Here is a 26,673-nt window from a genome sequence, read left to right as displayed (position 1 = left end):
ATCTAACAATGTTAATACTGGGGTGTAAGCATACAACCTTTAATTACTGGCGAAACAACCATATGGGGAAAGTTACAAGGGTTTGATAATTCTTTAAGTGAAAATGAAATCAAAGAACTTAATAATAAACTTAGCAATGCTTATTTTTCGAATTTAAGCGATGCTTTTGCATTACTTAGTGACACAAGTGATGTTAAAGATTTTGAAAACAAATTAAATAGTTTAAATCAAAAAAATGAAATAAATTCAAGTAATTTTTTAGAATGGGTGCAACAAATCACCAAAGGAGCATCAAAAATCTTTATTTGAAATTCTAAAACAACCAAATAATATTAATAAAATATATTCTTTGATAAATATCGATATTAGGGCTTAAGAATTATTTTTATCAACAATGGTTTTAATATCTCTTGCATTTTTTTAGAATTTTTAACTCTTATTTGGGATAAATTTTTAAAATAAAAATCTTTAGCTTGAATTTTTTAAAATATCACACTTTGTTTTATGATTTATAAAAATAAATAATTTTTAATAATAAATTATGTGAATTTTTAAAAATGGATAAAAATTTTAAAGATAAATGAAAATGCGTCAGAGATGACTATCTTGGGATAAAAACAATCAAAAGCGATTGTTTTTATCAATTTTAATTTTTGTTAATGCAATTTAAATCTTCAAAAGCAATTTCCAAGCGTTTAATCATGCTTTCTTCACCTGCTCTTAACCACACGCGAGGATCATAGTATTTTTTATTTGGCTTGTCATCACCTTCTGGGTTGCCAATTTGTCCTTGTAAATAGGCTTTATTGCTGGCTTCATAAATACGAACACCATCCCAAAATGCCCATTGTGTATCTGTATCGATATTCATTTTAATAACGCCATAACTTACAGCGTTTTTAATATCGCTTAATTCACTACCACTACCACCATGAAACACAAAATTAATAGGCTTATCATTTTGAAGATTAAATTTATTTTTAACAAAATTTTGAGAATTCTTTAAAATTTCAGGTTGCAAGCTGACATTACCTGGTTTATATACACCATGAACATTACCAAAACTTGCTGCAATTGAAAATTTATCACTAATCTTACCAAGTCTTTCATAAGCAAGAGCGACATCTTCAGGCTGAGTATAGAGCTTTGCATTGTCAATGCCAGTATTATCCACCCCATCTTCTTCGCCACCAGTGCAGCCAAGTTCTATTTCTAAACTCACCCCTAAAGCATCTAATTTTTTAAGATAGGCTTCGCAAGTACTAAGATTATCTTCCAAACTTTCTTCGCTAAGATCAAGCATATGCGAACTAAATAAAGCTACATCATTTTGTTTTTTAAATTCTTCATTTGCAAGAATCAAACCGTCTATCCAAGGTAAAAGTTTTCTAGCAGCATGATCGGTATGTAAAATCACAGGAATTCCATAAGCTTTTGCAAGTAAATGAACATGTTTAGCACCGCTGATAGCTCCCAAAACTTCCGCATTGGGGCAATTTTTACCTGCAAAAAATTTAGCTCCACCATTTGAAAATTGTATGATTACAGGCGAATTAACTTTTTTGGCAGATTCTAAAACCGCATTGATAGAATTAGTCCCCACAACATTTACTGCAGGAATTGCAAAATTTTCGCTCTTAGCGTAAGCGTAGAGTTTATTCAACTCTTCGCCACTAACAACTCCTGCTTTTACTATATCTAAAACACCCATTATTTGTAAGTCACTTTAGCTTTATCAAGTAGTTCTTGAGCTTTTTTTGCAATTACTTGTTTAAATTCCTCTGCTCTTAAAGCTGCCTCAATACCTTGTTTTACTTGATCAAAAGTAAGTTGTGTTCTTGCCTCTGAATTTTCTTTAAGGATAATATGATAACCAAAATTAGTTTTTACAGGTGATTTGGAAATTTCACCTTTTTTAAGTGCAAAAGCAGCATCTGTAAATGGTTTTACCATAGTAGATTCATCAAACCAACCAAGCTCACCACCTTGTGCAGCGGAGCCGTTATCAATAGATTTTGCTCTTGCAATTTCAGAGAATTTTTTATCTAATGCATCGCCTTTTAAATTTTTCAATTCATCAATAATTTTTTCTGCATCTGTTTGATTTTGAACTAAAATATGTTTAGCTTGAACTCTAGCTGGTTTTACATATTTATCTTTGTTTTGATCGTAAATTGATTTCACTTTTGCGGAATCTATTTTAATATCTTGCATGATTTTATCTTGATAAACTGCTACTAAAATAGCGTCTTTTGCACGATCCAATTCTTTTTTATAAGTCGCATCTTTTTCTAAACCATCTTTTTTAGCCTCATTTAAAATTAAATCTTGCACAATATATTGTTGAATAAAAGCCTTTTTTTGATCAGCTGGTAAATTATTAATGCTTTGTCCTCTAAGCATAGGAGCAAAAAATTCATCTACTTGAGTATCGGTAATATTTTTACCACCAGCAGTAGCCACAACAGCAGCATTTAAACTTAAAGCTGTTCCAGCAACTAAACTTGCAACGACGAGTGAAAATTTTTTCATATTTCTTTCCTTTTAAATAAAAAATATATTTTTGTATTATAACTCAAGTTAATTTAAAAAAAATTAACTAAAATAAAAAAATGAAAAAAAGAGAATTAGAAATAAAAAATTTATTATTAAAACATTTCGATAAACCGGTTACTGAGTTGCAATTTAGAAATCTCTATGAGTTGATAGTTTGCGTAATGCTTTCAGCGCAATGCACCGATAAAAGAGTAAATTTAATTACCCCTGTTCTTTTTGATGCTTATCCTAATATTAGATCTTTAGCCAATGCAAATTTAAATAGCTTAAAGCTATTGATCAATTCTTGTTCTTTTTTTAACAACAAAGCACAAAATTTAATTAAAATGGCAAAAGCGGTTTGCGAGGAATTTGGTGGAGAAATTCCATTAAACGAGAAAGATTTAAAATCTTTAGCAGGAGTGGGACAAAAAACCGCTCATGTAGTTTTGATTGAATGGTGCGGAGCAAATTGTATGGCTGTAGATACTCATGTTTTTAGAGTTTCACATAGATTAAATTTAAGCAAAGCAAAAACTCCTGAAGCAACCGAAGAAGATTTAACGCGTATTTTTAAAGATAATCTTAACTATCTTCATCAAGCTATGGTACTTTTTGGGCGTTATACTTGCAAAGCAAAAAATCCTTTATGTGAAAAGTGTTTTTTAAGTCACTTATGTACGAGTAAGGATAAAATCCTTTAAAAAATTTTAAATTTAAAATAAACAAAAAAGTATAAAATTTGGTTTTATTATTTTTATATTATTAACTTTTGTGTAAAAATTTAAATTATATTTACAAATGAGTTTCAAGCTAGTTAAAAACTAGCTTGAGTAAATTAACTATAAAAATCCAACAAAAACTTGAATTACTATAGCATTGATAATATCAATAAAAAATGCACCACATAAAGGCACGATAATGAAAGCCACATGGCTCATTCCATAGTGATTGGTAACGGTTTGCATATTCACCATAGCTGTTGGTGTCGCTCCTAGTCCAAAACCACAATGTCCTGCCGCAAGCACCGCTGCATCATAATCTTTTCCACAAAATCTAAAAGTAATAAAAATCGCATAAAGCACCATTGTTACAACTTGGAAGAATAAAATTGTAAGTATAGGAAGTGCAAGCGAAATAAGCTCGATTAGATTAACTGTCATTAAAGCAAAAGCCAAGAAAAGACTAAGGCTTACATTGCCAAGCACTGAAACTTCTCTGTCAAAAACTTGATGAATTCTTGTTAAAGAAAGAATATTTCTTAAAACAACTCCCGTAAATAAACAATACACAAAGGTTGGGAGATTAAATTTGAAAGTTTCACTAAGAGAGAAAGCATTTTTAAGTAAAATGGTGATTTTTGGATTTAAATAATCAGCAAGAAAAACGCCGATCAATAAACAAAAAGCAATCAAAGCCAAAGACTCTACAAACGATGATTGAGTGATAAGTCTTTCTTGATGTGGTTTTTCAAAATTTAAAATCGCATCGTTTTCATCTTTAACTTCAGTTCCAGGGGTTTTAAGTTTATATTTTTTAATCAAATATCTAGCCACTGGTCCACCAATGATACCTCCTGCAATAAGTCCAAAAGTCGCACTAGCCATGGCTACTTCAGTTGCTGCAGCAAAATTATAATCTTTGATGAAAGTTTCAGCCCAAGCACCTCCTGTTCCATGTCCACCACTCATGGTTATAGAACCGCCTAAAAGTCCAATGAGAGGATTTTCCCCCATAGCAGTTGCAACGCCAATACCTATACCATTTTGCAAGAGCAATAAACCTGTAATGATGACTAAGAAAACCACAAGTTTTATCCCGCCTTTTTTTAAAGACGCAAAATCAGCCAATAAACCTATGCTAGAAAAAAATGCGAGCATTAAAGGGTCTTTGAGCGAGTTGTCAAATTTAATTTGCACGCCCCCCCAGCTATAAAGCATTAAAAGTAAAATTGCTGCTATAACACCTCCCACCACAGGCTCTGGGATATTGTATTCTTGCAAGAATTTACTTCTTTTGATGATAAAAACCCCAACCAATAGCACTATAACCATAGCAACCAAAGTGGAGTAAAAATCAAAATTATAAATGGTTAATTGTGAATTTTCCATTTTTTCTCCTTGTTTTGTAATTGTCTAAACAAGTTTTTATTATAACCGTATGTGAATTTAAAATTACTGAAAAGTGTTTTTATTGTCTTTTAAAATGCTACCAAAAGAAAAATTTATGCCAAATTTAGTAACATTTTAAAAATATAAAAAGGCGCAAGATGAATGATTTAGAAAAACAATTACAAAATCACCCTATTTTTAAAAAAATTCAAGAACTTCGTGAGTTAAATTTACACAGTGAATTTTTTATAAAAGATAGCATAGAATTAAAATGTAAAAAATTAAATGAAAATGATTTTTGCGATTTGGCTTTAAATTTAAAACCATGGCGTAAGGGGCCTTTTAAAATTAATGAACTTTTCATTGATACAGAGTGGCAAAGTTTTATTAAATTTAATATTTTAAAACCTTTTATGAATGAAATTGAAAATAAAATCGTTGCCGATGTGGGATGTAATAATGGATATTATATGTTTAAAATGCTTGAATTTAATCCTAAAAAAATTATAGGTTTTGATCCTTCTATAAAATACTGTCTGCAGTTTGAACTCATCAATGCCTTAGCTAAAAAAAATATACAATATGAACTTTTAGGTGTTGAAGATTTGCCTACTTATGAGTGTAAATTTGATGTGATTTTTTGTTTGGGAGTGATTTATCATCGCAGCGATCCTATAAAAATGCTCAAACAACTCAAACAGAGCTTAAATAAAGATGGCGTGGTGTTTTTAGACACTATGTATATTGATGACGAAAGAGAGATTGCTTTAATTCCAAAAAAAACTTATTCAAAAATACCAAATATTTTTTTCATTCCGTCGATATTGGGTTTAAGAAATTGGTGCGAACGAGCTGGTTTCTCAGGTTTTGAAATTTTAGCTAAAAAAACAACGGATTTAACAGAGCAAAGGAAAACAGAGTGGATTGACTCATATTCTTTGGAAAATTTTTTAGATCCTAATAATGCTAAATTAACTTGCGAAGGCTATGAAGCACCAAAGCGTGTTTATGTTAAATTAAAGGTATAAAATGCTAAAAAATAACAATTTTGAAGAATATGCACAACTAGAAGAATATGTATCCCAAGAAGATGTGAGTCGTATCAAATCAGAGCTTTTTACTTGTCCTGAAATTAATAATTCTTTATCTGGCTTTATCTCAGAATTGTCAAAAAATCATGCCAAATCAGTGCTTATTACCACACCTGAAATGGTAGTAGATGATCATGGACTCATACACAGTGCTTTTGTATTTGCGGCGGCTAATTATGTAGCTCAAGCAGCTGTAAATAAAGAATTTTCTTTGCTTATAAGCTCGAAAACTTTTTTTTATGCTCCTTTAAAATTAGGTGATGTTTTAGAATTAGAAGCTCATGCTTTATTTGATGAGAGTTCTAAAAAAAGAGAAGTTAAGGTCCTAGGGCATGTTAAAGAAATTAAAATTTTTGAAGCAAATATGCAAGTCGTGGTTACTGAAGAACATATCTTTAAACTTAAAAGACCACCAACAAACAACAATATTAAAAATGAAGAAAGCAATCCAAATGCAAATTTAAATCCATCTAGTAATACCGCAAATAATACTTTTAAAACTCCTTAGGAGTTAAAGGTAAATCCACCCAATTTTCCGGACACTCTTTATGATAAGTTCCACTTGCATCATAAAATTCCTTGCAATCGCTATAAAAACGATTTGAAATTCCTCTTTCATTAATATAACAACCGCTAAATATTAAAAATACCAACATTAGAAAATATTTTTGCATTTTAATCTCCGAATTTATTCATCTTTCGCCATTTATAAGGTTCTATTGGGTTTTTATCTTTCCAAAGTCCTAATTTTTTCGTTCTGGCATTTTTTTCATAAGGAAGATAAATTTCAGTATAATAATCATACGCCCAAGCATAACCGTTTTCAACCATAGCTTGATTAATATCTTTGTCATTTAACTTCACTATGGCTAAAATTCTATCATATTTATCGATATCTTTTTGGATTAAAGTTACATTTTTTCCCAATATCAAAGAAGCTAAAAAATCTCTCGAATTACTACCAAATTTTTGCTTGCTTTCTGGAGCATCAATACCATAAAATCTTACACGATAATTTTTATTATTTTTTACAACCTCAATTGTATCACCATCTACTACTTTTATAACCCTTGCTTCAAAACTTTGTTTGGGTAAGACAAAGGAATTTGCAAAAATTGCAAGTCCTATAAACAATAAAACCAATAATATTTTTTTTGGATCACTGGCAATTTGCCTTAAATTTAAAAATTTAGAATATTTATATCTCATTTATTTCCCTAAAATATAATAAAAATAATTTTAACAAAGGAATGATAATGCAAAATGTATTAAAAAATTTTAAAAATTTATCAGCAATTCCGCATTGTAGTTTTCAAACCCAACATTTAAAGAATTTTTTAAAAGAGTATGCTAGAGATAAAAAATTCATGGTTGATATCGACGAAGCTGGAAACATACACTGCATTAAAGGTGAACCAAAAATTTGCTTGCAAAGTCATTATGATATGGTTTGTATGGGTGAAGCACCCTATATCGAACTTTATGAAGAGCAAGGTTATTTGCGGGCTAAAAACTCATCTTTGGGCGCAGATAATGGCATTGGTGTGGCGATTATGATGAGTGCAATGGCAAATTTTGATCATCTTGAATGTTTATTTACCAATGATGAAGAAGTAGGTTTGCTAGGTGCTAATGCTTGTAAGTTTGAATTTAGAGCTAAAAAATTACTCAATTTAGATCACGAGAGTGAAAAAGATATCATCATAGGTTGCGCAGGTGGTGTGGACATAAAAGCGGTTTTAGATCTTAAATTTAAAGAGTATGAAGGTAATGTGTATGAGCTTGAAGCCTTTGGATTTAAGGGCGGACATTCAGGCATTGATATTATTAAAAATTCCAAAAGTTCCATTAAAGAAATGGCGAGTTTTATTACAAAAAATCAAGCAGAGCTAATCGAGTTTAATGGTGGAGAAAGGATAAATTCTATCCCAAAATACGCTAAGGCTTTGGTGTATTCTACAACAAAACTTGAAGATAATGAATGGATAAAATGTAAATTTTTAGGAAAACAAAAATTTAAAAAATGCCTGCAAACACAAGAAATTCTTTCTAGTATCAATGCTTTTTCTCAAGGTCTTAGGGCTTATAATGAGGAATTAAAAATTGCACAAACTAGCATCAATCTTTCTACTATAAAAATGCAAGAAAATCAAGTTATTATCGAGCTTTTCGCGCGTTCTAATGTTTTAGAGGAATTAAAGCAAATCGAATTTGAAACTTTGGAATTTTTTAAGGCTTTTGGCTATAAATGTGAGAGTTTTAATTTTTACCCACCTTGGGAAGGAATTAAAAATGAATTTAGCGATGAAGTTCATAAGGCTTTATCAAAAGAAGTTCCAGATGTTAAAATTTCAGCCATACATGCAGGATTAGAATGCGGAATTTTAGAAAATGGAAGAGATTTGCTTTGCTGTTCTATAGGTCCGAATATTTATAATCCTCATTCAACAGATGAAAGATGCGAAATAAAATCAGTTGAAAAAATAAGTAAAGTAGTTTTTGAAATTATAAAAAACAATCAATAATGCCACTTTAAAGTGGCATAAAATCAAAATTTTCCGCCTTCTATAACTATATCTTCAGCCTTAATATCATCGGAAAAATGAACTTTTAAAGTTTCTTCATAAGCTTTATGAAAAAATTGCTCCTCAGCTAATTTTACAATTAGTTCATCAATAAAAATTCTTAAATCATCATTACCTTTTTTAACAGCAGGCGCAATAACATCTTGATTTCCTAATTCTTTAATAGCTACTTTGAAATTAGGATTTTCTTTAACCCATGCAAAAAGCAAGGTATTATCATGACTTAAAGCTTCTCCTCTTCCATCTATTAAAGCCGCAAAAGTTTCGGTATTTTGATCAAATTTCAAAGTTTTAATGTCTGGATAATTTTCGTAAAAATAAATATCTGCCGTGGTTCCTTTATTAAGAATTAAGGTTTTATCTTTTAATTCTTCAACACTACTAAGATTAGAATCACTTGGTACAACTACTCCCAATGCAACTTTCATATAAGGTGCAGCAAAATCTACTTGTTCAGCTCTTTGCGGAGTTTTTGTGAAATTTGCTAAAATTACATCCACTTTGTCTGATTTTAAAAACTCAACCCTATTTGCAGCTTCAACCAATACAAATTCTACTTTATTTTCATCGCCAAAAAGTTCTTTTGCTATGCGTTTTGCAAAATACACATCATAGCCTTGATTTACACCTTTAGCATCTATGTAACCAAAAGGAGGCTTATCGCCAAAAACACCAATTCTAATGACTCCATTTTGTTTGATTTTTTCAAGAGTGCCACTACTTGAAGTAGTGGTATTTGAATCGGTTGCATTTGAATCTTCTTTTTTAACAGAATTTCCAGAGCAAGCAGCCAACATTACTGCAACAAAAATACCCAAAATAGATAAAACTATTTTTTTCATCGCTTTGCCTTTCTTTGGTTTTAAAAACCTAATTTTTATTTTTTTACAAAAACAAGTTTTGTAAAATAGGTATTATAATTTTTTAATATAAATATTTATTTTATTCCAAATATATTTTAAGTATATTTTTGTTTTTATGTTACAAAAAATAAATTTTTAACAAAAATTTATAAAATCACTGATGATAACTGAATAAATTTAAAAACTTCCTTGCTCTTTCGCTTTGGGGCTGAGTGAAGAAAACATCCGGAGTATTTTGTTCAACTATAACTCCATTATCCATAAAGACAATTCTATCAGCAACCGCTCTTGCAAAACCCATTTCATGAGTGACTATTAGCATAGTCATACCCTCTTTTGCTAAATTTAAAATTACATCCAAAACCTCACGGACAATTTCAGGATCAAGTGCTGCAGTAACTTCGTCAAAAAGCATGATTTCAGGATTCATACAAAGGCTTCTTACTATGGCAATTCTTTGCTTTTGCCCTCCGCTTAATTCTTTAGGATAGGCTTTGATTTTATGTAAAAGCCCCACTCTATCAAGCCAATATTTTGCTTCCTCTAAAACTTCTTCTTTTTTTCTTTTTTGTACCTTTAATGGACCTAAAAGTATATTATCTTCCACGCTTAAATGATCAAACAATTCATAAGATTGAAAAACCATTCCTACTTTTTGACGAATTTTTGTCCATTCTTTAAAATCTTTTGTGATTTTTTTATCGTCAATATAAATAGCTCCATCTGCGATTTCTTCTAAGCCATTAATGCATCTTAAAAGCGTAGATTTTCCACAACCACTAGGTCCTAAAATCACAACCACCTCTTTTTGCTTCACTTCTAAATTAATATCTTTTAAAACATGATTTTTATCGTAAAATTTATGTAAATGTTCGATTTTTAATATACTCATTTTAACTCCATTTTCTCTCTAAATATTTCGAATAAAGTGTAATAAAATAACAAATAATAAAATAAATAAAAAACACCAAACCAAAAACCAAAAAAGGTGCAACAATTTCATTGCGGTGTAATTCTATGATTTGCTGTGCAACTTTAAAAAGCTCTATAACCCCTATAAAATAAGCAAAAGTGGTGCTTTTAATCATTCTTGTAAATAAATTCATACTCATAGGTGTTAAGCGTCTTAAAATTTGCGGAATGATTACAAAGATAAAAACATTTGGCTTGCTAAGCCCTAGCGAACTAGCAGATTCGTATTGATGCTTAGGAATGCTTTGCAAGGCCGATCTTACCAAATCCATCATCTCAAACACACCCCAAATGCTAAAAACAATCACAGTTGCCATAAAAGCATTAATATCCACACCAAGCCATCTTGCCAAACCAAAATACACTACAAAAAGCCAAACAATCAAAGGCATCACGCGCACAAATTCGAGACAAAAGCGACATAAAAAATAAATATAGCGCTTTTTAAGACTCATTAAAATTCCAAAAAATAAACCGCCTAAAATAGAAATTGCAATGCTAATAAAAGAAATTTCCAAAGTCAGCCATAATCCACCCAAAAGTCTCATAATAGTGCTGTAATTAAAAATTTCTTGTATTAAATCAAGCATCAGTAAACCTTTTTTCCACAAAAGATAAAAATAAAGATAAAGGCAAAAGAATGATTAAATAGCTCATAAAAAGCATAAACAAAAGTTCATCGGTTTTATAATATTTACTATTTAAATCTGTCATTAAATATACCAAATCACTCAAAGCCACTATACTTACAACCGAAGTTTCTTTAAATAAAAAAATAATATTTGCGCTAATACTTGGCATAGCAATGCTTAATGCTTGCGGCAAGATAATAAAACGAAAATTTTGCAAAGGACTAAGTCCCAAAGAAAGTCCTGCTTCAAATTGCTGTTTTTTAACCGCTTCAATGCCTGCTCTTAGACTTTCGGCTATATAAGAACCCCCTAAGAAACTAAGTCCTACAACAGCACAAGTAAAGCTATCCATATAAATACCTATTTTAGGGAAAGCAAAATATAAAAAGAAAAGTTGGATAATCAAAGGTGTATTTCTTGAAAATTCTATATAAATTCTACAAATTGTATTTATAAGTTTAAGTTTAAAATATGAAACTAACACGCATAAAATTCCAATAAGAAAAGAAAATAGTATACCCAAACAAGCTAATTTTATGGTAATCCAAGCACAATTAGCAAAAACAGGGCTGAATTTTTCAATAAATAAATAATCCATAAGAATCCACAAATTTTTAAATTCCTAAATTGTAGCAAAATTGTCTTAAAAAAATGAATTAATTCCAAGCAAATTTTGCTATTTTTTCTTTATCAATAAGCTTAACTTTACCTTTTGAAGTTTGCAAAATTTCTAAATTTTTAAAATTTTTTAACAACCTTGATAGGGTTTCATTGCAAGTGTTTAAATCCGTAGCAATTTGGCGTTGTGTGATGAATGGAAGTTTGGTTTCATTTTCTATAAGATATCTTGCGAGTTTTATTTTAAGACTTAAGGAATTTGATAGAATTTGATTTTCAAGTATTTTGATTTTTTCAAATAAAGAAAGTATCATTATTAGGCTAAAATTTCCATCTTTAAGACATAAAGTTTTAAATTGTTCAAAATTGATTTTTAAAACCTCACTTTCCTCTTCGCAAATCGCACTGGCTGGATATTTTATCCCTTTATATGCTGGCATTTCGGCTATGAAACTAATGGGTGAAAAATAATGCAAAGTGATTTCTTTAAAATCCATTGTGCTTTTATAAACTCTAATTTTTCCTTTAAGCAAAACATAAAAATTCTTAGCCTCTTCGCCTTCAAAAAACAGCATATTGTGTTTTAAATATTTTTCTTTTTGAGAAATTGACTCCAAAAGCTTTAAATAATCTTGCACGACATTCCTTTATTTAAGTAATTTGTAAAAATATTAGCAAAGAAATAAAAATATTAATTAAAATTATAAGAATTTTTCATTATAGTTTTAAAAATTTAAGTTAAAGAAAATTAATGTTATTGAGTATTTTGTATATTATAGGCATTGCTGCAGAAGGAATGAGTGGAGCATTAGCTGCAGGCAGACATAAGATGGATTTGTTTGGTGTGATTTTCATAGCACTTGTTACGGCTATTGGGGGTGGAAGTATCCGCGATGTACTTTTGGGGCATTATCCTCTTACTTGGGTAAAGCATCCTGAATATATTGTTTTGGTTTGTTTTTGTGCTTTACTCGCAACAAAAATCCCACGCATAGTTACTAGGCTTGAAAGTTTATTTTTGACTCTTGATGCCATAGGTCTTGTGGTGTTTAGTATTTTAGGAGCGCAAATTGCCATAGAAGAAAATTATGGTTTTATTATCGCAGTTAGTGCTGCTGTTATAACAGGTGTATTTGGTGGAATTTTAAGGGATATTTTATGTATGCGAATTCCTTTAGTGTTTCAAAAAGAAATTTATGCAGGTATTGCGATTATTGCAGGAGTAATTTATTATACTTTAATTGTATGGTTTGAAATTAATACTTTATTTTGCACCATTATTACTCTTATAATAGGAGTTACAGCAAGACTTTTGGCAATAAAATATCAATGGTCCTTGCCTGTATTTTCTTATGAGGAAAAAAAAGAATAAGCCAATAAATTTTAAGTATATTCATAGTAGAATATTACTTTTTATTTTAAAGGCTAAAAATGAGTATGGGCGAGATTATTATTATTTTAATTGTTGCTATTTTGGTTTTGGGTCCAGAAAAACTACCAAGCACCATAGCGCAATTTGTAAAAATTTTTAAAGCCATCAAAAAAAATATTGATGATGCTAAAAATGCTATAGAAAAAGAAATTCATATCAATGAATTAAAATCAGAAGCTCAAAAATATAAAGATGAATTCACTCAAACCAATGAAAATATAAGAAAAAAACTAAGTTTTGAAGAATTTGATGAATTAAAAAAAGAGATTTTAGATCATAATGCAAACTCAGCCAATAAGCCTGAAAAAAATGATACAAATGCCAAATCAACCTTAATGGAAAAAGAAAATGTTTGAAGAGTTAAAACCTCATTTAACCGAACTTAGAAAAAGACTTTTTATTAGTGTCTCTTGTATTTTTGTAATGTTTTTTGTTTGTTTTTATTTTAATCAACAAATTTTAGGTATTATGTATAAGCCCGTGATTGCCATTCTGCCAGATTCGGCTAAGCAGATTAATTTCATAGAAATACAAGAACCTTTATTTACCGCGATGAAAGTATCCTTTTTTGCAGCCTTTGTCTTTTCTTCACCTATAGTTTTTTGGCAATTTTGGAAATTTGTCGCACCAGGGCTTTATGATAGTGAAAAACGCCTAGTTATACCTTTTGTATTTTTTGCTACGCTAATGTTTTTGCTAGGAGCTTGTTTTTGTTATTTTATTGCCATTCCTATGGCTTTTAAATTTTTAGTAGATTTTGGTGTGCAAATGCAAAATTTTAAACCTGTTATCACTTCAGGGCCTTATATAGGGTTTTTTATTAAATTAGTTATTGCATTTGGCTTAGCTTTTGAAATGCCTGTGCTTACTTTTTTCTTTGCTAAATTAGGGCTAATTGATGATGCTTTTTTAACCAGACATTTTAGAGTGGCTGTTTTGATTATTTTTATTTTTTCTGCTTTGATGACTCCACCTGATATTATCTCTCAATTTTTAATGGCAGGACCCTTGTGTGCTTTATATGGTTTTTCGATTTTAATCGCCAAAAAAATTAATCCTGCCAAAAAAGATGAAAATGCCGATGAATGATCCAAAAGATTTGCTTTTATCGAGCTATGATTATGTGCTTGATAAAAAACATATTGCTACCTATCCTATAAATCCAAAAGAAAATGCCAAGCTTTTGGTGTATATAAAAAATGAAGATAAAATCATGCACACTCATTTTAAAGAATTATCAAGTTTATTACCTCCTTGCGCTATCGTTTTTAATGATACTAAAGTAATTAAAGCTAGAATTTTTGGATATAAAACAAGTGGAGCAAAAATAGAACTTTTTTTACATCAACCTAGCGTTAATTTCACCTTTTTAGCTCAAATTCGTGGCAAAGTAAAAATAGGTGAAGAATTGCATTTTGATTTAAATTTAAAAGCAAAAGTTTTAGAACTTTTTAATGATGGAGTAAGAAGGGTTGAATTTTGGCAAAATGATCACTTATTAAATACTTTAGAGCTTTATCAAATTTTAGAAAACATAGGCCACATTCCCCTACCTCCTTATATTAAAAGATCAGATGAGAATAGCGATATAAGTGATTATCAAAGTATTTTTGCTAGAAATGAAGGCGCAGTAGCAGCTCCAACGGCAAGTTTGCATTTTTCTAAAGAAATGATAGAAAAACTAGCACAAAATCATAATTTGCATTATCTTACCTTGCATGTGGGTGCTGGAACTTTTAAAAGCGTGGAATGTGAAAATTTAGAGGATCATAAAATGCATTCTGAGTATTTTGATATTGGTGAAGAAACGGCTAAACTTATACAAAGCAATATTCCCTTACTCGGTGTAGGCACAACGGTTACAAGATGCGTAGAATACTTTGCTAGAACCCAAATTCAAAATGGTTTTTGTGATTTGTTTTTGCACCCTTATAATTTACCCATTAGACAAAATTATCTTCTAACAAATTTCCATTTACCAAAATCAACACTAATAATGCTTGTAGCCGCTTTTATAGGTAGAGAAAAAACCATGCAAATTTATCAAGAGGCGATTAAGAATAATTATAGATTTTATTCTTATGGTGATGCCATGTTGATTCTCTAGTATGAAATTTTGCTTAAATATAAGCCAGATGCTGGAGCTAGCATTCTTGAATGAATTTTTTTTGCATCAATTTGCTCTTTAAGCTCTAAAATACTCATTTTTCCTTCTAAAACTTTTAAAACCGCTGCTACGATTAGTCTGATTTGAGATCTTAAAAAACCATTGGCTTTAAAATGAAATATAGTATAGTTTTTATAAGCATAAGCTTTTGCATCAAATATTTCTCTAATGCTTGTTTTATTTGAACCACCAAGCTTTTGAAAAAAGGAAAAATCATGCACTCCTTCAAAAAGCATCAAAATTTCATTAACCTTTTTTATATCAATTTTGGGATAAAAATGACAATAAGAACTTTGCAAGGGGTTAAATTCGCTATGATTAAAAATATAACGATATTCTCTGGATTTAACATCAAAACGCACTTCAAAATCATCTTTTACCCTTTCAATATATCTAATATAAATAAAAGGTTTTGCGAATTTATTAATTTGCTTTTTTAAAAACAATAAATCTTTAAAATGTTCGCCACATTCTATACATGCCACTGCTCTGCTTGCATGAACCCCCTTATCTGTCCTAGAAGCAAATAAGGGCTTTTTAAAAATTCCAAGATGCTTTAGAGCATCATGAAGATTATCTTGAACGCTATTTTTATGACTTTGACTAGCAGAGCCATTAAAACGCGATCCATCGTAAGATAAAATAAGCTTTAATTTCATCAGTATTTATTGGCTATAATTTTTTTAAAACAGAGCCAAGAACTTATAAAGAATAAAAGGAAAATACTACCAACTGCCAATATTGGAGGTTTGTAGAAAATACTCAATGCACCAAAATATAAACAAATTACAGCAAAAATTCCAAGATAAATATAACCTTTGTCATAACGATAAGTAACAATACCGAAAGAAAGAGCAAATAAGGTGCTTGCAAATGGAAATAAAGAAATTAAAGTATAAATTACAAATTCTTTTGCTCTTTTATCATTGTGATTTAAATCCAACCAATATTCATAAAAGCTTTTAATATTTAAATTTGGAGTTTTAATAAGGGTATTAATGCTTAAATCTTTAAATTCTCCCAAATATAAAGTTTCATTTTTGTCAAAAATATAAGCTCTACCACTTAATAATTTCAAACTCATTGCATCATCTTTTCGTTCTAATCTTGCTTCTGTGGCCAAGATCAATCGTTCTTTTTCCAATTCATCTTTTTTAGGATAATACATTACAACATTTTTATAAAGATCATTTTCTTGTTTTTCAATAAAAATCATCCAATCTAAGAATTTTTGTCCAAATTCACCACTTTTATAATTGAAATTGACTTGAGTTTTTTTATAATCCACAAAATTATCTTGAAGCTCAAAGGCTATAGGTATAAAAATAAGCGCAACCGCTAACATACATGTGCTGATTAAAAAGGCAATTTTTAAGAAAAATTTAGCAATTAAATTAGGTGTCATTCCTAGAGTAAAAATAACTATGCTTTCATTTTCTTTTGAAAGTCTATATAAAGACAAGGCTAATGCTATAAAAAAAGCTATAGGAAGTGTGAAAATCAAAATTCTAGGTATCATAAAAGAATAAAGCTTTAAAAGATCTAAAAAGCTAATTTCTATGCTTGAAGTAATCCTGGCAATTTGTATAAAAAATACCATAGAAATAATGGTAAAAAGTATAAAAAATAACGAAAGTTTAGTGCTTAAAAATTGATTAAAAAGATATTTATATACGATTTTCATTAAAAATTTCCTATCATTTTACAAGCAAACACCAAAATAAAAGCAATGTTTAAAAATGGAAACATTGCAAGACTTTGATCTTTACATTTTTTAAATTTTAAAATTAAAAAAAATGGCAAACTTAATATACAAGCCAAAAAAATGCTTATTATACCAAAATTAAAACCCAAAATTCCGCCCATACTTGCAATAATAATTACATCTGCTTCACCCAAGCTTTCTAAAATTTCTCCTTGTTTTTTGTAATTTATCAAACAACTTACAAAACTTTTGAGGAAAAAAATCACTCCGCAAAACACAAGCGAACAAAGTAAAAAACCCTCTTTAAAATCTTCGAATAAAAATAAATTGATTATCTCTTCTTCTTTAAAAGCAAAAAACCCGGCACAAATAAACACAAACCATAATAAAATTTCAGGCACAGCTTTTAGTTTATAATCAATCAAAGAAAGTGCCAAAAAGCCTAATAAATAAAGTCCCAAAAACAAAAATTCATATAAATTCCCACTAAAAACATAAGCAAAAATCAATAAAAAAGCACTTAAAATTTCAACTAAAGGATACAAAAAACTTATTTTACTTTTACAATCAAGACAACGAGTGTGTAAAAATAGATATGAAAATAAAGGTATAAGCTCATAAAATTTAAGTTGTTTTTTGCAAGAAAAACAATAAGATCTTTTTGTAAAAAAATCCTTTTTCTTCACAAAACGATCTACGCTCGTCATTACAAAAGAACCCAAACAAAGCCCACATAAAAAAAGAAAAAAGAAAATCATTTACCAAAAGTTCTTTCTCTTTTTCTAAATTCTTTAATGATTTTTTTAAATTCTCTTTTCGTAAGTCCTGGAAACAAAGTCTCGCTAAAATAAATTTCTGCATAAGAGCTTTGCCAAAGCAAGAAATTTGAAAGCCTTTTAGCATTCCCCACTCGAAGCATTAAATCCACATCCAAAGGTAAGTCCAAATTTGCACTTAAATTTTCTTCATTTAATTCCAAACCTTTTTCCACTACTTTACGAGCCGCACGGATAATCTCATCTCTTGCCCCATAACTAATAGCCAAATTCACACAAAGCAAATCACAATGCTTGGTTTTTTCTTCTACAAGGGCTATTTTTTGGCGAATTTTAGAATTTAAACGGGTTAAATCTCCAATTGCTCTTAAGCGCACATTATTTTTTTCAAATTTTTCCAAAGCTTCATCCAAACAACGATCCAAAAGTTCAAAAATAAAATCAATCTCATCTTGCGGTCTATTCCAATTTTCAGTACTAAAAGCAAAAAGGCTTAAATTTGAAATTCCTTCCTCTACGCAAGCTTCCATCAGCTTTTGCATAGTTTTAACTCCTTGAGAATATCCAAGCTTAGCTAAAAATCCCTTGGCCTTAGCCCAACGCCTATTACCATCCATTACGACCGCAAGGTGTTTTAACTCATTCATTTTTATCCTTTAAAATCTAATAATTTTTTAAATACAAATAAAGCATTAATTTTTTGTTCTTGTATAACTTCTTTTTCTAAATATTGACTTAAAAATATTTGCACTTTTGCAAAGGGCGAAAAAATTTGCATATTTTGCTCGTTAAATATAATTTTTAATGCACCAAATACACTAAAATATAAATAAAGTTCACATTTTTCTTCATTGAATTTGAGTTGAAATAAACATTTTTTATCCTCATAAATAAAAGGTATATGATAAATGCCTTCAAGACTTGCAAAAAGCATCTCTTTATAGACTAAAAAATCTTGCTTTTCGTTGCAATTTATCAGCTGCTCTAAAATATAATTTTTAAAATCCAAATCATATTCCAAAAGCCTTACGATCAAATCAAGCCCTTGTGCAAAATAAGAAATTTCTGGCTTTTTATATAAATTTTTAAACTGCAAAATCCCCTCTTTCGTGGTATAAAGCTCCGCTAAATACTCACTTTGCTCATCAAGATCTATTAAACTTTTTGTTTGAATTTTTTTATGATTTAAGAGTAAAGTATAGTTGTTGTATCCTGATTTTTCAAGTACTTTAATGTATATGGGTAAAGTTGAATTTATAAGACCCATCAAAGTCCTTTTAAGCGCTTTGCTAAAACATATGCTAACTCTTCTTTGCTTTTTAAGCCACTTTTTTTATTTTCACCAGCAGTTATAAAATGAATTTCATTTAAATCGCTACCAAAATGATTTTTCTCATCTAAAATATTAAGACATACCATATCAAGCTTTTTTTCGCTTAAGGATTTTTTAGCATTTTCTAAGGCATTTTTAGGATCAAATTCCATTTTAAATCCTATTTTTTTACCTTTAAACTCAAGGTTTTTGAGTAAATCTTCATTTAAGCTTAAATGCAAAGTTAAGCCATCTAAATACTCATTTTTTTTGATTTTACCTTTTTTAAACTCAGGCACAAAATCACTTACCGCAGCCGTCATAATCAAATAATCTTTTTCTAAATTTTGATTTAATAATTCTTTTAAATCAAAAGAACTTTCAAATTTTAAAATCTCATAAGGCGCATCAAAATCAATCGAGCTTAAAAGCGTTACTTTAGCTCCTAAAAAATAAAAAGCATCTGCAATAGCCTTTGCCATTTTTCCACTAGAAAAATTACTCACACAACGCACATCATCGATTTTTTCTTTTGTGCCACCGCCTGTGATTAAAATGCTTTTTTCACACCAAAATTCCTCTTTTAAAAGCTCTCTTTTAGTGATATTAAAAATATCTTTAATCTCTGCTAAAGCTCCTATACCTTCATCTTTACAAGCTAAAACTTTACAAATAGGTTCTATGATTAAAGCCTTGTTATTTTTTAGCAAATTTAGCGAATTTTGTGTGCTAAAATGATGATACATATTAGTATTTGCAGCTGGAGCAATGACGAGTGGTTTATTCGTGGCGATTAGCGTTTGAATGAAAAGATTATCCGCTATGCCTAAGGCTAGTTTGTTTATAGAATTTACACTTGCAGGTGCAAAAAGAATTAAATCCGCATCTTTACTAAAAGTAATGTGATTGTTAGAGTTTTTCCAGCTTTCATTTTCTTCACACAAAACTTCATCAGCCAAAGCTTCAAAACTCATTTTAGAAGCAAATTTTAAAAGTCCATTTGAAAGTAAAACTTTCACTCTAAAACCTTCTTTTTTAAACAAAGAAATAAGCTCATAAGTTTTATAAAAGGCTATGCTACCACTAATCGCCAAAAGTATAGTTTTTTTCATTTTTGAAATTTCTTATAATAATAATCTTTTATAATTCTTTTTTCGGCACGATTGATAAAAAGTGAACCGCTTTCAACATCACTTGTAACAGAGCTTCCAGCAGCGATTATCACATCATCTTCTATTTTTACAGGAGCGATAAATTGCGTATCAGAACCCACGAAAACATTTTTTCCTATGATGGTTTTGTGTTTTTTAACTCCATCATAATTGCAAGTTATAGTACCGCAACCTATATTAGTCCCACTATCTATCTCACAATCACCTAAATAACTTAAATGCCCTGCTTTTACCGCATTTAATTTAGCATTTTTGCATTCTACGAAATTTCCTATATGCGTATCTTTTATCTCGCAATTTGGTCTTAAATGTGCCATTGGCCCTATATCTGAATTTTCCACTATACTATTTTCAATCACACTTGAGCTTTTAATGATAGAATTAATGATTTTACTTTTGCCTTCTATACGCACATTTTCATACACTTCACATTCGCCACTAAATTCCACATCTAAACCTATATAAGTGCTTTGTGGTAAATGAAAAATCACACCTTGCTTCATCCAGTGTTTTTTGATTTTTTCTTGCATTAAATTTTGTGCTATACTTAGCTCAAATTTGTCATTTATCCCCATAAATTCATCTTCATCCACAAAAACGGCTTTGATTTTTGCACCTCGTTTTTTTGCCAAAGAAATGGCATCGGTTAAATAATACTCTTTTGCGACATTTTTATTATCAATCAAAGGTAAAATTTCTTTTAAAAGTTGCGAGTTAAACACATACACACCAGCATTGCAAACATCTACTTTTTTCTCTTCTTCGTTTGCATCTTTAAATTCAACGATTTTTTCCACTTCCTCATTCTTTATAATCACTCTACCATAGCTTTTTGCATCTTTTGCTTTAAAAACGGCTAAATTTAAATCCCCATCACACTCAAGTAAATTTTGCAAACTCTCACTTTCAACCAAAGGCATATCCCCGCAAAGGATCAAAACCCTTTCATTTTTAGCATTGAAATTTTTTAAAGCCCCTGCTGTGCCAGGGAAATTTACTAAATCTTGCTCCAAAATCTTAGTCTTAGGAAAATGTTCTAAAATTTGCTTTTCTATGCGTTCTTTTTGGTGTGATAAAACCACACTTACATCATCACTTATATTAAATGCTTTCTCTAAAATATGCAAAATCATACTCTTTTGGCAAAGCTCTTGTAATACTTTTGGTTTTTCGGATTTCATTCTAGTGCCAAGCCCTGCTGCTAAAATCAAAATGGAAGTTTTCATTATAAAATACCTTTGTGGATAATTTTTGGGTTTAATTTTAGCATTTTAAAGTTAAATTTAAATCCAAAGTTAAACTATTTTTTAGTCAGCAAAAGTTAAAATTAAGCTTTATTTTTAAATTTAAGGTTTATTTTTGAAAAAATTTTTAATACTTTTGTTTTTTAGTGCATTTTTTAACATTCTCCTCGCTGCTGAAGCAACCATTCCAACAGTAAATTTAAGTCTTAGTGCGCCAAACACTCCAAATCAGCTTGTTACTACATTAAATATAATTATTGTTTTAACTATATTGGCTTTAGCACCTAGTATCATTTTTGTAATGACTTCATTTTTAAGACTTGTTGTAGTATTTTCATTTTTGCGTCAAGCTATGGGGACACAAACTATGCCGCCAAACACTATCTTGATAACCTTGGCTCTTGTTTTAACTTTTTTTATCATGGAGCCTGTAGCAACAAAATCTTACAATGAAGGAGTAAAACCTTATTTGGCAGAGCAAATTGGCTATGAAGAAGCTTTTGCAAAAGGAGTAAAACCTTTTAAAGATTTTATGCTAAATAATACAAGAGAAAAAGATCTGGCTTTATTTTACCGCATAAGGAATTTGCCTAATCCTCAAAATGTCGATGATGTTCCTTTAACCATCGTTGTTCCTGCTTTTATGATAAGTGAGCTAAAGACAGCTTTTGAAATAGGTTTTTTAATTTATCTGCCCTTTTTGGTTATTGATATGATAGTAAGCTCTGTTTTAATGTCTATGGGTATGATGATGCTACCTCCTGTAATGATATCCTTGCCTTTTAAACTTTTAATTTTTGTTTTGGTTGATGGATGGAATTTACTCATTCAAAAACTTGTGGAGAGTTATATATTTTAGTTTTACCAAAAATTAAAAACTTTATCCTATAATACCTTTTCCTAAATTATTTAACAAAAAAGAGAGGAAAATATTATGAGTAAAGTTCATTTTAAGGGAAATGAAGTTAGTTTGAAAGGAAATGAAGTTAAAGTTGGTGATAAAGCTCCTCAGCTTGTTTTAAAAGCAAAAGATTTAAGCGATGTAAAAATTGCAGATAGTGAAAAAACGCAAATCATCCTAAGTGTTCCAAGCCTTGATACTCCAGTTTGCGCAAATGAAGCTAGAGAATTTAATAAAAAAATTGCCTCTTATCCAAATGCTGAAGTTATTGTTGTAAGCATGGATTTACCTTTTGCAATGGGAAGATTTTGCAGCGTTGAAAATATAGAAAATATCATCACTGCTAGTGATTTTGTTTCTAAAGAATTTGGTGAAAAATATGGCGTTTTAATTAACGAAGGTCCTTTAACTGGTTTGCTTGCAAGAGCTATTTTCGTAGTAAAAAAAGGACAAGTTGTTTATAAAGAGCTTGTAGATGAAATCACTAATATGCCAAATATCGAAGCTTTAGATGAATTCTTTTCTTCTAAATCATCTTGTTGTTGCGGATCTTGCCACTAAATTGCAAAAACATCAGGTCTTAGTTTTAAAAGCATTATAAAAGCTTTTAAAACAGCCTGATCTCTTACAAAATTCCTATCTCCTTGTAATAAAATTTCTTCTTCTATAAATTTCCCTTCTTTATCCATGGCACCAATAAAAATTTTACCAGCTTTTATACCTTTATCATCTTGCTCTCCTGCTACTCCGCTAATTGCCAAAACAAAATCTGCTTGAGTAGTTTTTAAAGCCCCTTTTAGCATAAAAAATACGCAAGCTTTACTGTATTCTCCGCCATCTTTTAAAATTTCGCTATCCACCCCAAGCCATTTTTCTTTCAGGCGATTAGAATATACAACCAAAGAACCTTCAAAGATTTCACTTATCCCATTTATTCCAGCTAAAGTTGCGGAACAAAGTCCAGCGGTACAACTCTCCGCAAAAGAAATTTTTAATTTTTTTTCAAGCAATTTAGCAACTATAAATTCAATAGGATTTTTATAGGGAATAAATTTATTTTTAAATAATTGTCTTACACTATTAAAAAATGCTTCAAAATGTCCATAATTTTTACTTATGGCTTTAATTAAAATAAGATTATCTAAAATTGCACTTGTTTGAATGATGATATCATAAGTTTTTGTAAAAGTTTGAAGTAGAAGTTTCGCACTATCCTCATCAGTATCATTTAAACAAAAAAACTTAAAATCGCATTCAAATTCTCCCAAAAGCTCTGGTGGCTTTTCGTTTGTTTTGATTTTTAAAAGATTGATTTGACAATGATTTATCTTAGTTAAAAAGCTCCCAGAGACACTAATGGAATTTGTCGGTGCTAAAATTTCATCTTTGAATACCAAACTATCATCATTTAGCGTTGCAATGATTTTTGCACAAATGCTATAATACTGCGCTTCTGAGAAAATAGTAATATAATTATATTCTTTAGAGAATTTTTCAAGCAAAAAAGGTAGATTTTTGTCGTTTTTGTTTAAAAATTTAATTTCACTAAGTTCTTGAAATTTTTTTTCGTAAATTCTATAGAGATATTGCATATAATTTTTATTAATGAAAAGCTCATATCCAACAACAAAAAGTAAATGTTTCATTTTTTTCCTTTTTTCTTAAAATTATAATGAAAAAAAAGTTAAAATTAAAGCTATTTTAAGTAAAATTGGCTATTTATTTTTTTCTAAGGTTACTTCGATGGATTATAAAGACACTTTACTTTTACCAAATACTACTTTTGCTATGCGTGCAAATTTAGCAGAATTTGAGCCTAAACGCTTTAAAAAATGGTTTGAAAACAACTATGCTTATGAAAAAATGAAAAGCAAAAATCAAAACACCTCGCGTTCATTCACGCTTCACGATGGCCCTCCTTATGCTAACGGACACATTCATATAGGTCATGCTTTAAATAAAATTTTAAAAGAAACGATTATTAAAACGCATTATTTTAACGGCGAAAAAATTCGCTTCACTCCAGGTTGGGACTGTCATGGACTTCCTATAGAACAACAAGTAGAAGTAAAACTTGGAGAAAAAAAGAAAAATATGAGCAAAAAAGAAATTCGTCAAGAATGCAGAAAACACGCAGATGAATTTGTAAATATCCAAAGAGAAGAATTTAAAAATCTTGGCATTATAGCTGATTGGGATAAGCCTTATTTGACTATGAAATTTGAATTTGAAGCAGCTATTTACAGAACGCTTTGCAAAATCGCAAAAAAGGGACTTTTAAAAGAGAGATCTAAGCCTGTTTTTTGGAGCTGGGCAGCAAAATCAGCCCTAGCAGAAGCTGAAGTTGAATACGCAGATAAAGAGGATTATTCGATTTTCGTATCTTTTGCTTTGGATGAAAATTCTTGTGAAAAATTAGGTGTTGAAAAAGCTAGTGCTGTGATTTGGACAACTACACCTTGGACTTTGGTGGCAAATGTTGCTATTGCTTTAAACCCTAATGAAAACTATGTAATCACAAGCGAAGGACTCATCTTTGCTAAACCCCTACTTGAAAGCATGGTGAATAAAGGCTTAACAAAAGGAGAAATTCAAAAAGAATTCAATGCAAAAAAATTTGAAAAACTCCAAGCCATCAACCCGCTTAACTCACGCAGGTCTTTACTTATAATGGGCGAACATGTTTTAATGGACGGCGGAAGCGGACTTGTTCATACTGCTCCAGGGCATGGAGAAGATGATTATTATGCTAGTTTAAAATACAATCTTGAAGTTTTAATGCCTGTTGATGATGGTGGTTGTTATGATGAAACTTTAAGAAATAAAGGTCTTTTGCCACCAAATTTAGTGGATGAATTTATAGGTCTTCATATTTTTAAAGCCAATGAAAAAATTTTAGAACTTTTAGGAAAAAAATTACTACAAAGCTCTAAATTTATCCACTCTTACCCTTTTTGTTGGAGAACGCATAAACCTGTGATTTATAGGGCAACTAAACAATGGTTTATTCTTATGGATGAGCCAAAATTAAACGGTAAAACCTTAAGAGAATGTGCAAAAGAGCAAATTCTCAAAACTAAATTTTATCCACAAAATGGTATCAAAAGAATAGGCTCAATGGTTGAAAATCGCCCAGATTGGTGTATTTCAAGACAAAGAGATTGGGGAACGCCTATAGCCTTTTTTAGAGATAAAAATACCAAAGAAGTGCTTTTAGATGATGAAGTGCTAGAATTTGTGGCTCAAATTTTTGAAAAAAATGGCGCTGATGCTTGGTGGGAATTTGATATTAAAGATTTATTGCCACAAAATTTTAAGCATAAAGCACAAGATTTAGAAAAAGTTTATGATATTTTAGATGTTTGGTTTGACAGCGGAAGCACAGCCAATGCAGTTTTAAATAGCGGAAATTATGATGCAGGAGAAAAAAGAGCGAATATGTATCTAGAAGGAAGCGATCAGCATCGCGGTTGGTTTCAAAGCTCTTTGCTTGTAGGTACTGCTATTAACGAAATGGCTCCATATGAAAGCATTTTAACGCATGGTTTTACTACAGATGAAAAAGGGCAAAAAATGTCTAAATCTTTAGGTAATGTTATCCCACCTGAGTATGTAGCAAAAACCTATGGAGTAGAAATTTTAAGACTGTGGATACTTTTAAGTGATTATTCTACTGATTTAAAAATTTCGGACAATATTTTAAAACAAGTCAGCGAGCAATACCGAAAGATCAGAAACACTATCAGATTTTTACTTGCCAATACCAATGATTTGCAAAGTCTTGAGATTAAAGAATTTTCTTTTATAGACAAATGGATCTTAAGTAAAGCGAGTATTGTATTTAAAAATGTTAAAAATTCTTTTGATAATTATGAATTTTCTAAAGGTTTTAATTTATTGCTGAATTTTTTAAGTGCTCATTTGAGTGGAATTTATCTTGATATCAGTAAAGACAGGCTTTATTGTGAAGATAAACTTGATATTCGCAGACAAAGCGCACAAGTTGCAATGGCTTTAATTGCTAAACATTTATTGTTTTTGCTCGCTCCAAGTCTTAGCTATACGGTAGATGAGGCTTTAGAACATGCAAATATTTTAATCAAGGGCGATGCAAATGATGTTTTTGATTTAATTTATACCCAAGATTTTTCTTTTGATTTTAACATTGAAGATGAGTTTTTACTTAGCGCAAGGGAAAAATTTTTCGAGCAAATTGATGCGTTAAAAAAAGATAAAATTATCAAATCTACATTAGAATTAAATTTGCAATGCTCCTCTAAAAAACTACTAGAGCTTGATTCTTTAGAAATAGCCGATTGGTTTATGGTAAGCGAAGTAAAAGATATAGATGATGATGAAAGTTTGTGCGAATTTAAACTAGATAATCATGTTTTTAAAATTACAAAATCTAAGGCTTGCAAATGCCCAAGATGTTGGAAATTTCAAAGTGTTGATGAGGAAAAACTTTGCAACAGATGTGCTAAGGTTTTAAATGTTTAGCACTCAAATTCCAAACAGTTTAATTTTGGGTACTATTATTGCGGTATTTTTTATGGT

Annotated in this window: 29 protein-coding genes; 11 read left to right on the top strand and 18 right to left on the bottom strand. The window is 30.0% G+C overall.

The genetic code is table 11. The features are described 5' to 3' along the window. Window positions 1–646 precede the first annotated feature (646 nt). Both fbaA and ELQ16_RS05920 read right to left on the bottom strand, forming a co-directional pair. The gene (fbaA, locus tag ELQ16_RS05925; protein ID WP_134238642.1) at window positions 647–1,711 is read right to left on the bottom strand and encodes a class II fructose-bisphosphate aldolase; all 1,065 of its coding nucleotides are present in this window, start codon (window positions 1,709–1,711) and stop codon (window positions 647–649) included. Continuing rightward, the gene (locus ELQ16_RS05920) at window positions 1,711–2,532 is read right to left on the bottom strand and encodes a peptidylprolyl isomerase (RefSeq protein ID WP_134238641.1); all 822 of its coding nucleotides are present in this window, start codon (window positions 2,530–2,532) and stop codon (window positions 1,711–1,713) included. Before ELQ16_RS05920 ends, fbaA begins: the two co-directional genes overlap by 1 nt. Window positions 2,533–2,612: 80 nt before the next feature. Between ELQ16_RS05920 and nth the strand changes: the two genes are divergently transcribed. Continuing rightward, window positions 2,613–3,239 (top strand): endonuclease III, encoded by a 627-nt coding sequence (gene nth, locus ELQ16_RS05915; protein ID WP_134238640.1) that lies wholly within the window; start codon window positions 2,613–2,615, stop codon window positions 3,237–3,239. A 138-nt stretch (window positions 3,240–3,377) separates the two neighbouring features. On the opposite strand, the gene gltS is transcribed toward nth, so the two are convergent. After that, entirely contained in the window at window positions 3,378–4,646 is a 1,269-nt protein-coding gene (gltS, locus tag ELQ16_RS05910; RefSeq protein ID WP_134238639.1) for a sodium/glutamate symporter, read from the bottom strand. Between the two features lie 158 nt (window positions 4,647–4,804). Here gltS and cmoB point away from each other — a divergent pair, with 158 nt between their 5' ends. Continuing rightward, the gene (cmoB, locus tag ELQ16_RS05905) at window positions 4,805–5,674 is read left to right on the top strand and encodes a tRNA 5-methoxyuridine(34)/uridine 5-oxyacetic acid(34) synthase CmoB (protein ID WP_134238638.1); all 870 of its coding nucleotides are present in this window, start codon (window positions 4,805–4,807) and stop codon (window positions 5,672–5,674) included. 1 nt (window position 5,675) lies between these two features. Next, a complete protein-coding gene (locus ELQ16_RS05900) occupies window positions 5,676–6,245 on the top strand; it encodes a hypothetical protein (RefSeq protein WP_134238637.1) in 570 nt (189 codons plus the stop codon). Here the strand turns inward: ELQ16_RS05900 and ELQ16_RS05895 are convergent. Continuing rightward, on the bottom strand, window positions 6,232–6,411 hold the full coding sequence (locus ELQ16_RS05895) for a hypothetical protein (protein ID WP_134238636.1): 180 nt from the start codon (window positions 6,409–6,411) through the stop codon (window positions 6,232–6,234). The genes ELQ16_RS05900 and ELQ16_RS05895 overlap by 14 nt on opposite strands. A gap of 1 nt (window position 6,412) precedes the next feature. Continuing rightward, the gene (locus ELQ16_RS05890; protein WP_134238635.1) at window positions 6,413–6,946 is read right to left on the bottom strand and encodes a thermonuclease family protein; all 534 of its coding nucleotides are present in this window, start codon (window positions 6,944–6,946) and stop codon (window positions 6,413–6,415) included. A 47-nt stretch (window positions 6,947–6,993) separates the two neighbouring features. On the opposite strand from ELQ16_RS05890, the gene ELQ16_RS05885 reads away from it, so the two are divergent. After that, the gene (locus ELQ16_RS05885) at window positions 6,994–8,262 is read left to right on the top strand and encodes a M20/M25/M40 family metallo-hydrolase (protein WP_134238634.1); all 1,269 of its coding nucleotides are present in this window, start codon (window positions 6,994–6,996) and stop codon (window positions 8,260–8,262) included. A 23-nt stretch (window positions 8,263–8,285) separates the two neighbouring features. Here ELQ16_RS05885 and ELQ16_RS05880 read toward each other — a convergent pair whose 3' ends face one another. The 5 genes from ELQ16_RS05880 to ELQ16_RS05860 all read right to left on the bottom strand — a co-directional run bounded on the left by ELQ16_RS05880 (window position 8,286) and on the right by ELQ16_RS05860 (window position 12,045). After that, complete coding sequence (locus ELQ16_RS05880) at window positions 8,286–9,164, bottom strand: cysteine ABC transporter substrate-binding protein (protein ID WP_134238633.1); 879 nt, start codon at window positions 9,162–9,164, stop codon at window positions 8,286–8,288. Between the two features lie 175 nt (window positions 9,165–9,339). Beyond that, on the bottom strand, window positions 9,340–10,077 hold the full coding sequence (locus tag ELQ16_RS05875; RefSeq protein WP_134238632.1) for an amino acid ABC transporter ATP-binding protein: 738 nt from the start codon (window positions 10,075–10,077) through the stop codon (window positions 9,340–9,342). Between the two features lies 1 nt (window position 10,078). Beyond that, window positions 10,079–10,747 carry an amino acid ABC transporter permease gene (locus ELQ16_RS05870; protein ID WP_134238631.1) on the bottom strand — a complete coding sequence of 223 codons (669 nt, stop codon included), beginning with the start codon at window positions 10,745–10,747 and terminating at the stop codon, window positions 10,079–10,081. Beyond that, window positions 10,740–11,387, bottom strand: a complete 648-nt coding sequence (locus tag ELQ16_RS05865; RefSeq protein WP_134238630.1) for an amino acid ABC transporter permease — start codon at window positions 11,385–11,387, stop codon at window positions 10,740–10,742. The genes ELQ16_RS05870 and ELQ16_RS05865 overlap by 8 nt, the downstream gene beginning before the upstream one ends. Before the next feature lie 58 nt (window positions 11,388–11,445). Next, window positions 11,446–12,045: a Crp/Fnr family transcriptional regulator gene (locus ELQ16_RS05860; RefSeq protein ID WP_134238629.1), complete on the bottom strand. Its 600-nt coding sequence runs from the start codon at window positions 12,043–12,045 to the stop codon at window positions 11,446–11,448. A gap of 113 nt (window positions 12,046–12,158) precedes the next feature. Between ELQ16_RS05860 and ELQ16_RS05855 the strand changes: the two genes are divergently transcribed. The 4 genes from ELQ16_RS05855 to queA are packed head-to-tail and all read left to right on the top strand — an operon-like array spanning window position 12,159 to window position 14,946. Further along, on the top strand, window positions 12,159–12,779 hold the full coding sequence (locus ELQ16_RS05855) for a trimeric intracellular cation channel family protein (RefSeq protein WP_134238628.1): 621 nt from the start codon (window positions 12,159–12,161) through the stop codon (window positions 12,777–12,779). 59 nt (window positions 12,780–12,838) lie between these two features. Then, window positions 12,839–13,195, top strand: coding sequence for a Sec-independent protein translocase protein TatB (tatB, locus tag ELQ16_RS05850; RefSeq protein WP_134238627.1), 357 nt, complete (start codon window positions 12,839–12,841; stop codon window positions 13,193–13,195). Further along, entirely contained in the window at window positions 13,188–13,928 is a 741-nt protein-coding gene (gene tatC / locus ELQ16_RS05845) for a twin-arginine translocase subunit TatC (RefSeq protein ID WP_134238626.1), read from the top strand. Before tatB ends, tatC begins: the two co-directional genes overlap by 8 nt. Further along, window positions 13,921–14,946 carry a tRNA preQ1(34) S-adenosylmethionine ribosyltransferase-isomerase QueA gene (gene queA / locus ELQ16_RS05840; RefSeq protein ID WP_134238700.1) on the top strand — a complete coding sequence of 342 codons (1,026 nt, stop codon included), beginning with the start codon at window positions 13,921–13,923 and terminating at the stop codon, window positions 14,944–14,946. Before tatC ends, queA begins: the two co-directional genes overlap by 8 nt. On the opposite strand, the gene truA is transcribed toward queA, so the two are convergent. Genes truA through glmU form a run of 7 tightly spaced genes read right to left on the bottom strand, consistent with a single transcriptional unit; the run spans window position 14,943 to window position 21,197 of the window. After that, complete coding sequence (truA, locus tag ELQ16_RS05835; protein ID WP_134238625.1) at window positions 14,943–15,665, bottom strand: tRNA pseudouridine(38-40) synthase TruA; 723 nt, start codon at window positions 15,663–15,665, stop codon at window positions 14,943–14,945. The genes queA and truA overlap by 4 nt on opposite strands. After that, window positions 15,665–16,690: an LptF/LptG family permease gene (locus tag ELQ16_RS05830; protein WP_134238624.1), complete on the bottom strand. Its 1,026-nt coding sequence runs from the start codon at window positions 16,688–16,690 to the stop codon at window positions 15,665–15,667. Before ELQ16_RS05830 ends, truA begins: the two co-directional genes overlap by 1 nt. Then, complete coding sequence (locus tag ELQ16_RS05825) at window positions 16,690–17,466, bottom strand: A24 family peptidase (protein WP_134238699.1); 777 nt, start codon at window positions 17,464–17,466, stop codon at window positions 16,690–16,692. The genes ELQ16_RS05830 and ELQ16_RS05825 overlap by 1 nt, the downstream gene beginning before the upstream one ends. After that, window positions 17,466–18,134, bottom strand: a complete 669-nt coding sequence (gene uppS, locus ELQ16_RS05820; protein WP_134238623.1) for a polyprenyl diphosphate synthase — start codon at window positions 18,132–18,134, stop codon at window positions 17,466–17,468. Before uppS ends, ELQ16_RS05825 begins: the two co-directional genes overlap by 1 nt. Window positions 18,135–18,136: 2 nt before the next feature. Further along, on the bottom strand, window positions 18,137–18,754 hold the full coding sequence (locus ELQ16_RS05815; RefSeq protein ID WP_134238622.1) for a hypothetical protein: 618 nt from the start codon (window positions 18,752–18,754) through the stop codon (window positions 18,137–18,139). Next, window positions 18,754–19,911: a bifunctional phosphopantothenoylcysteine decarboxylase/phosphopantothenate--cysteine ligase CoaBC gene (gene coaBC / locus ELQ16_RS05810; RefSeq protein ID WP_134238621.1), complete on the bottom strand. Its 1,158-nt coding sequence runs from the start codon at window positions 19,909–19,911 to the stop codon at window positions 18,754–18,756. Before coaBC ends, ELQ16_RS05815 begins: the two co-directional genes overlap by 1 nt. Beyond that, complete coding sequence (glmU, locus tag ELQ16_RS05805; RefSeq protein WP_134238620.1) at window positions 19,908–21,197, bottom strand: bifunctional UDP-N-acetylglucosamine diphosphorylase/glucosamine-1-phosphate N-acetyltransferase GlmU; 1,290 nt, start codon at window positions 21,195–21,197, stop codon at window positions 19,908–19,910. Before glmU ends, coaBC begins: the two co-directional genes overlap by 4 nt. A 133-nt stretch (window positions 21,198–21,330) precedes the next feature. Here glmU and fliP point away from each other — a divergent pair, with 133 nt between their 5' ends. Further along, the gene (gene fliP, locus ELQ16_RS05800; protein ID WP_134238619.1) at window positions 21,331–22,074 is read left to right on the top strand and encodes a flagellar type III secretion system pore protein FliP; all 744 of its coding nucleotides are present in this window, start codon (window positions 21,331–21,333) and stop codon (window positions 22,072–22,074) included. 75 nt (window positions 22,075–22,149) lie between these two features. After that, a complete protein-coding gene (gene tpx / locus ELQ16_RS05795) occupies window positions 22,150–22,677 on the top strand; it encodes a thiol peroxidase (RefSeq protein ID WP_134238618.1) in 528 nt (175 codons plus the stop codon). On the opposite strand, the gene ELQ16_RS05790 is transcribed toward tpx, so the two are convergent. Continuing rightward, a complete protein-coding gene (locus tag ELQ16_RS05790) occupies window positions 22,674–23,762 on the bottom strand; it encodes a CinA family protein (protein ID WP_134238617.1) in 1,089 nt (362 codons plus the stop codon). The genes tpx and ELQ16_RS05790 overlap by 4 nt on opposite strands. Window positions 23,763–23,859: 97 nt before the next feature. On the opposite strand from ELQ16_RS05790, the gene ileS reads away from it, so the two are divergent. Continuing rightward, window positions 23,860–26,616: an isoleucine--tRNA ligase gene (gene ileS / locus ELQ16_RS05785; protein ID WP_134238616.1), complete on the top strand. Its 2,757-nt coding sequence runs from the start codon at window positions 23,860–23,862 to the stop codon at window positions 26,614–26,616. Window positions 26,617–26,673 lie beyond the last annotated feature (57 nt).

This window comes from Campylobacter sp. US33a (assembly GCF_004378855.1).
GTDB lineage: Bacteria > Campylobacterota > Campylobacteria > Campylobacterales > Campylobacteraceae > Campylobacter_D.
The sequence above is the reverse complement of the archived record's forward strand: the minus strand, read 5'-3'. Positions and strand labels throughout refer to the sequence as shown.

Coding starts and splice junctions, on each gene's coding strand:
- ELQ16_RS05790 (WP_134238617.1), bottom strand. CDS start 23,762: ATGAAACATTTACTTTTTGTTGTTGGATATGAGCTTTTCATTAATAAA.
- ELQ16_RS05920 (WP_134238641.1), bottom strand. CDS start 2,532: ATGAAAAAATTTTCACTCGTCGTTGCAAGTTTAGTTGCTGGAACAGCT.
- ELQ16_RS05830 (WP_134238624.1), bottom strand. CDS start 16,690: ATGAAAATCGTATATAAATATCTTTTTAATCAATTTTTAAGCACTAAA.
- cmoB (WP_134238638.1), top strand. CDS start 4,805: ATGAATGATTTAGAAAAACAATTACAAAATCACCCTATTTTTAAAAAA.
- tatB (WP_134238627.1), top strand. CDS start 12,839: ATGAGTATGGGCGAGATTATTATTATTTTAATTGTTGCTATTTTGGTT.
- fbaA (WP_134238642.1), bottom strand. CDS start 1,711: ATGGGTGTTTTAGATATAGTAAAAGCAGGAGTTGTTAGTGGCGAAGAG.
- ELQ16_RS05865 (WP_134238630.1), bottom strand. CDS start 11,387: ATGGATTATTTATTTATTGAAAAATTCAGCCCTGTTTTTGCTAATTGT.
- ELQ16_RS05875 (WP_134238632.1), bottom strand. CDS start 10,077: ATGAGTATATTAAAAATCGAACATTTACATAAATTTTACGATAAAAAT.
- ELQ16_RS05880 (WP_134238633.1), bottom strand. CDS start 9,164: ATGAAAAAAATAGTTTTATCTATTTTGGGTATTTTTGTTGCAGTAATG.
- uppS (WP_134238623.1), bottom strand. CDS start 18,134: ATGAATGAGTTAAAACACCTTGCGGTCGTAATGGATGGTAATAGGCGT.
- ELQ16_RS05900 (WP_134238637.1), top strand. CDS start 5,676: ATGCTAAAAAATAACAATTTTGAAGAATATGCACAACTAGAAGAATAT.
- tatC (WP_134238626.1), top strand. CDS start 13,188: ATGTTTGAAGAGTTAAAACCTCATTTAACCGAACTTAGAAAAAGACTT.
- ELQ16_RS05890 (WP_134238635.1), bottom strand. CDS start 6,946: ATGAGATATAAATATTCTAAATTTTTAAATTTAAGGCAAATTGCCAGT.
- ileS (WP_134238616.1), top strand. CDS start 23,860: ATGGATTATAAAGACACTTTACTTTTACCAAATACTACTTTTGCTATG.
- ELQ16_RS05870 (WP_134238631.1), bottom strand. CDS start 10,747: ATGCTTGATTTAATACAAGAAATTTTTAATTACAGCACTATTATGAGA.
- tpx (WP_134238618.1), top strand. CDS start 22,150: ATGAGTAAAGTTCATTTTAAGGGAAATGAAGTTAGTTTGAAAGGAAAT.
- ELQ16_RS05885 (WP_134238634.1), top strand. CDS start 6,994: ATGCAAAATGTATTAAAAAATTTTAAAAATTTATCAGCAATTCCGCAT.
- queA (WP_134238700.1), top strand. CDS start 13,921: ATGAATGATCCAAAAGATTTGCTTTTATCGAGCTATGATTATGTGCTT.
- ELQ16_RS05855 (WP_134238628.1), top strand. CDS start 12,159: ATGTTATTGAGTATTTTGTATATTATAGGCATTGCTGCAGAAGGAATG.
- truA (WP_134238625.1), bottom strand. CDS start 15,665: ATGAAATTAAAGCTTATTTTATCTTACGATGGATCGCGTTTTAATGGC.
- ELQ16_RS05815 (WP_134238622.1), bottom strand. CDS start 18,754: ATGGGTCTTATAAATTCAACTTTACCCATATACATTAAAGTACTTGAA.
- gltS (WP_134238639.1), bottom strand. CDS start 4,646: ATGGAAAATTCACAATTAACCATTTATAATTTTGATTTTTACTCCACT.
- coaBC (WP_134238621.1), bottom strand. CDS start 19,911: ATGAAAAAAACTATACTTTTGGCGATTAGTGGTAGCATAGCCTTTTAT.
- glmU (WP_134238620.1), bottom strand. CDS start 21,197: ATGAAAACTTCCATTTTGATTTTAGCAGCAGGGCTTGGCACTAGAATG.
- ELQ16_RS05895 (WP_134238636.1), bottom strand. CDS start 6,411: ATGCAAAAATATTTTCTAATGTTGGTATTTTTAATATTTAGCGGTTGT.
- nth (WP_134238640.1), top strand. CDS start 2,613: ATGAAAAAAAGAGAATTAGAAATAAAAAATTTATTATTAAAACATTTC.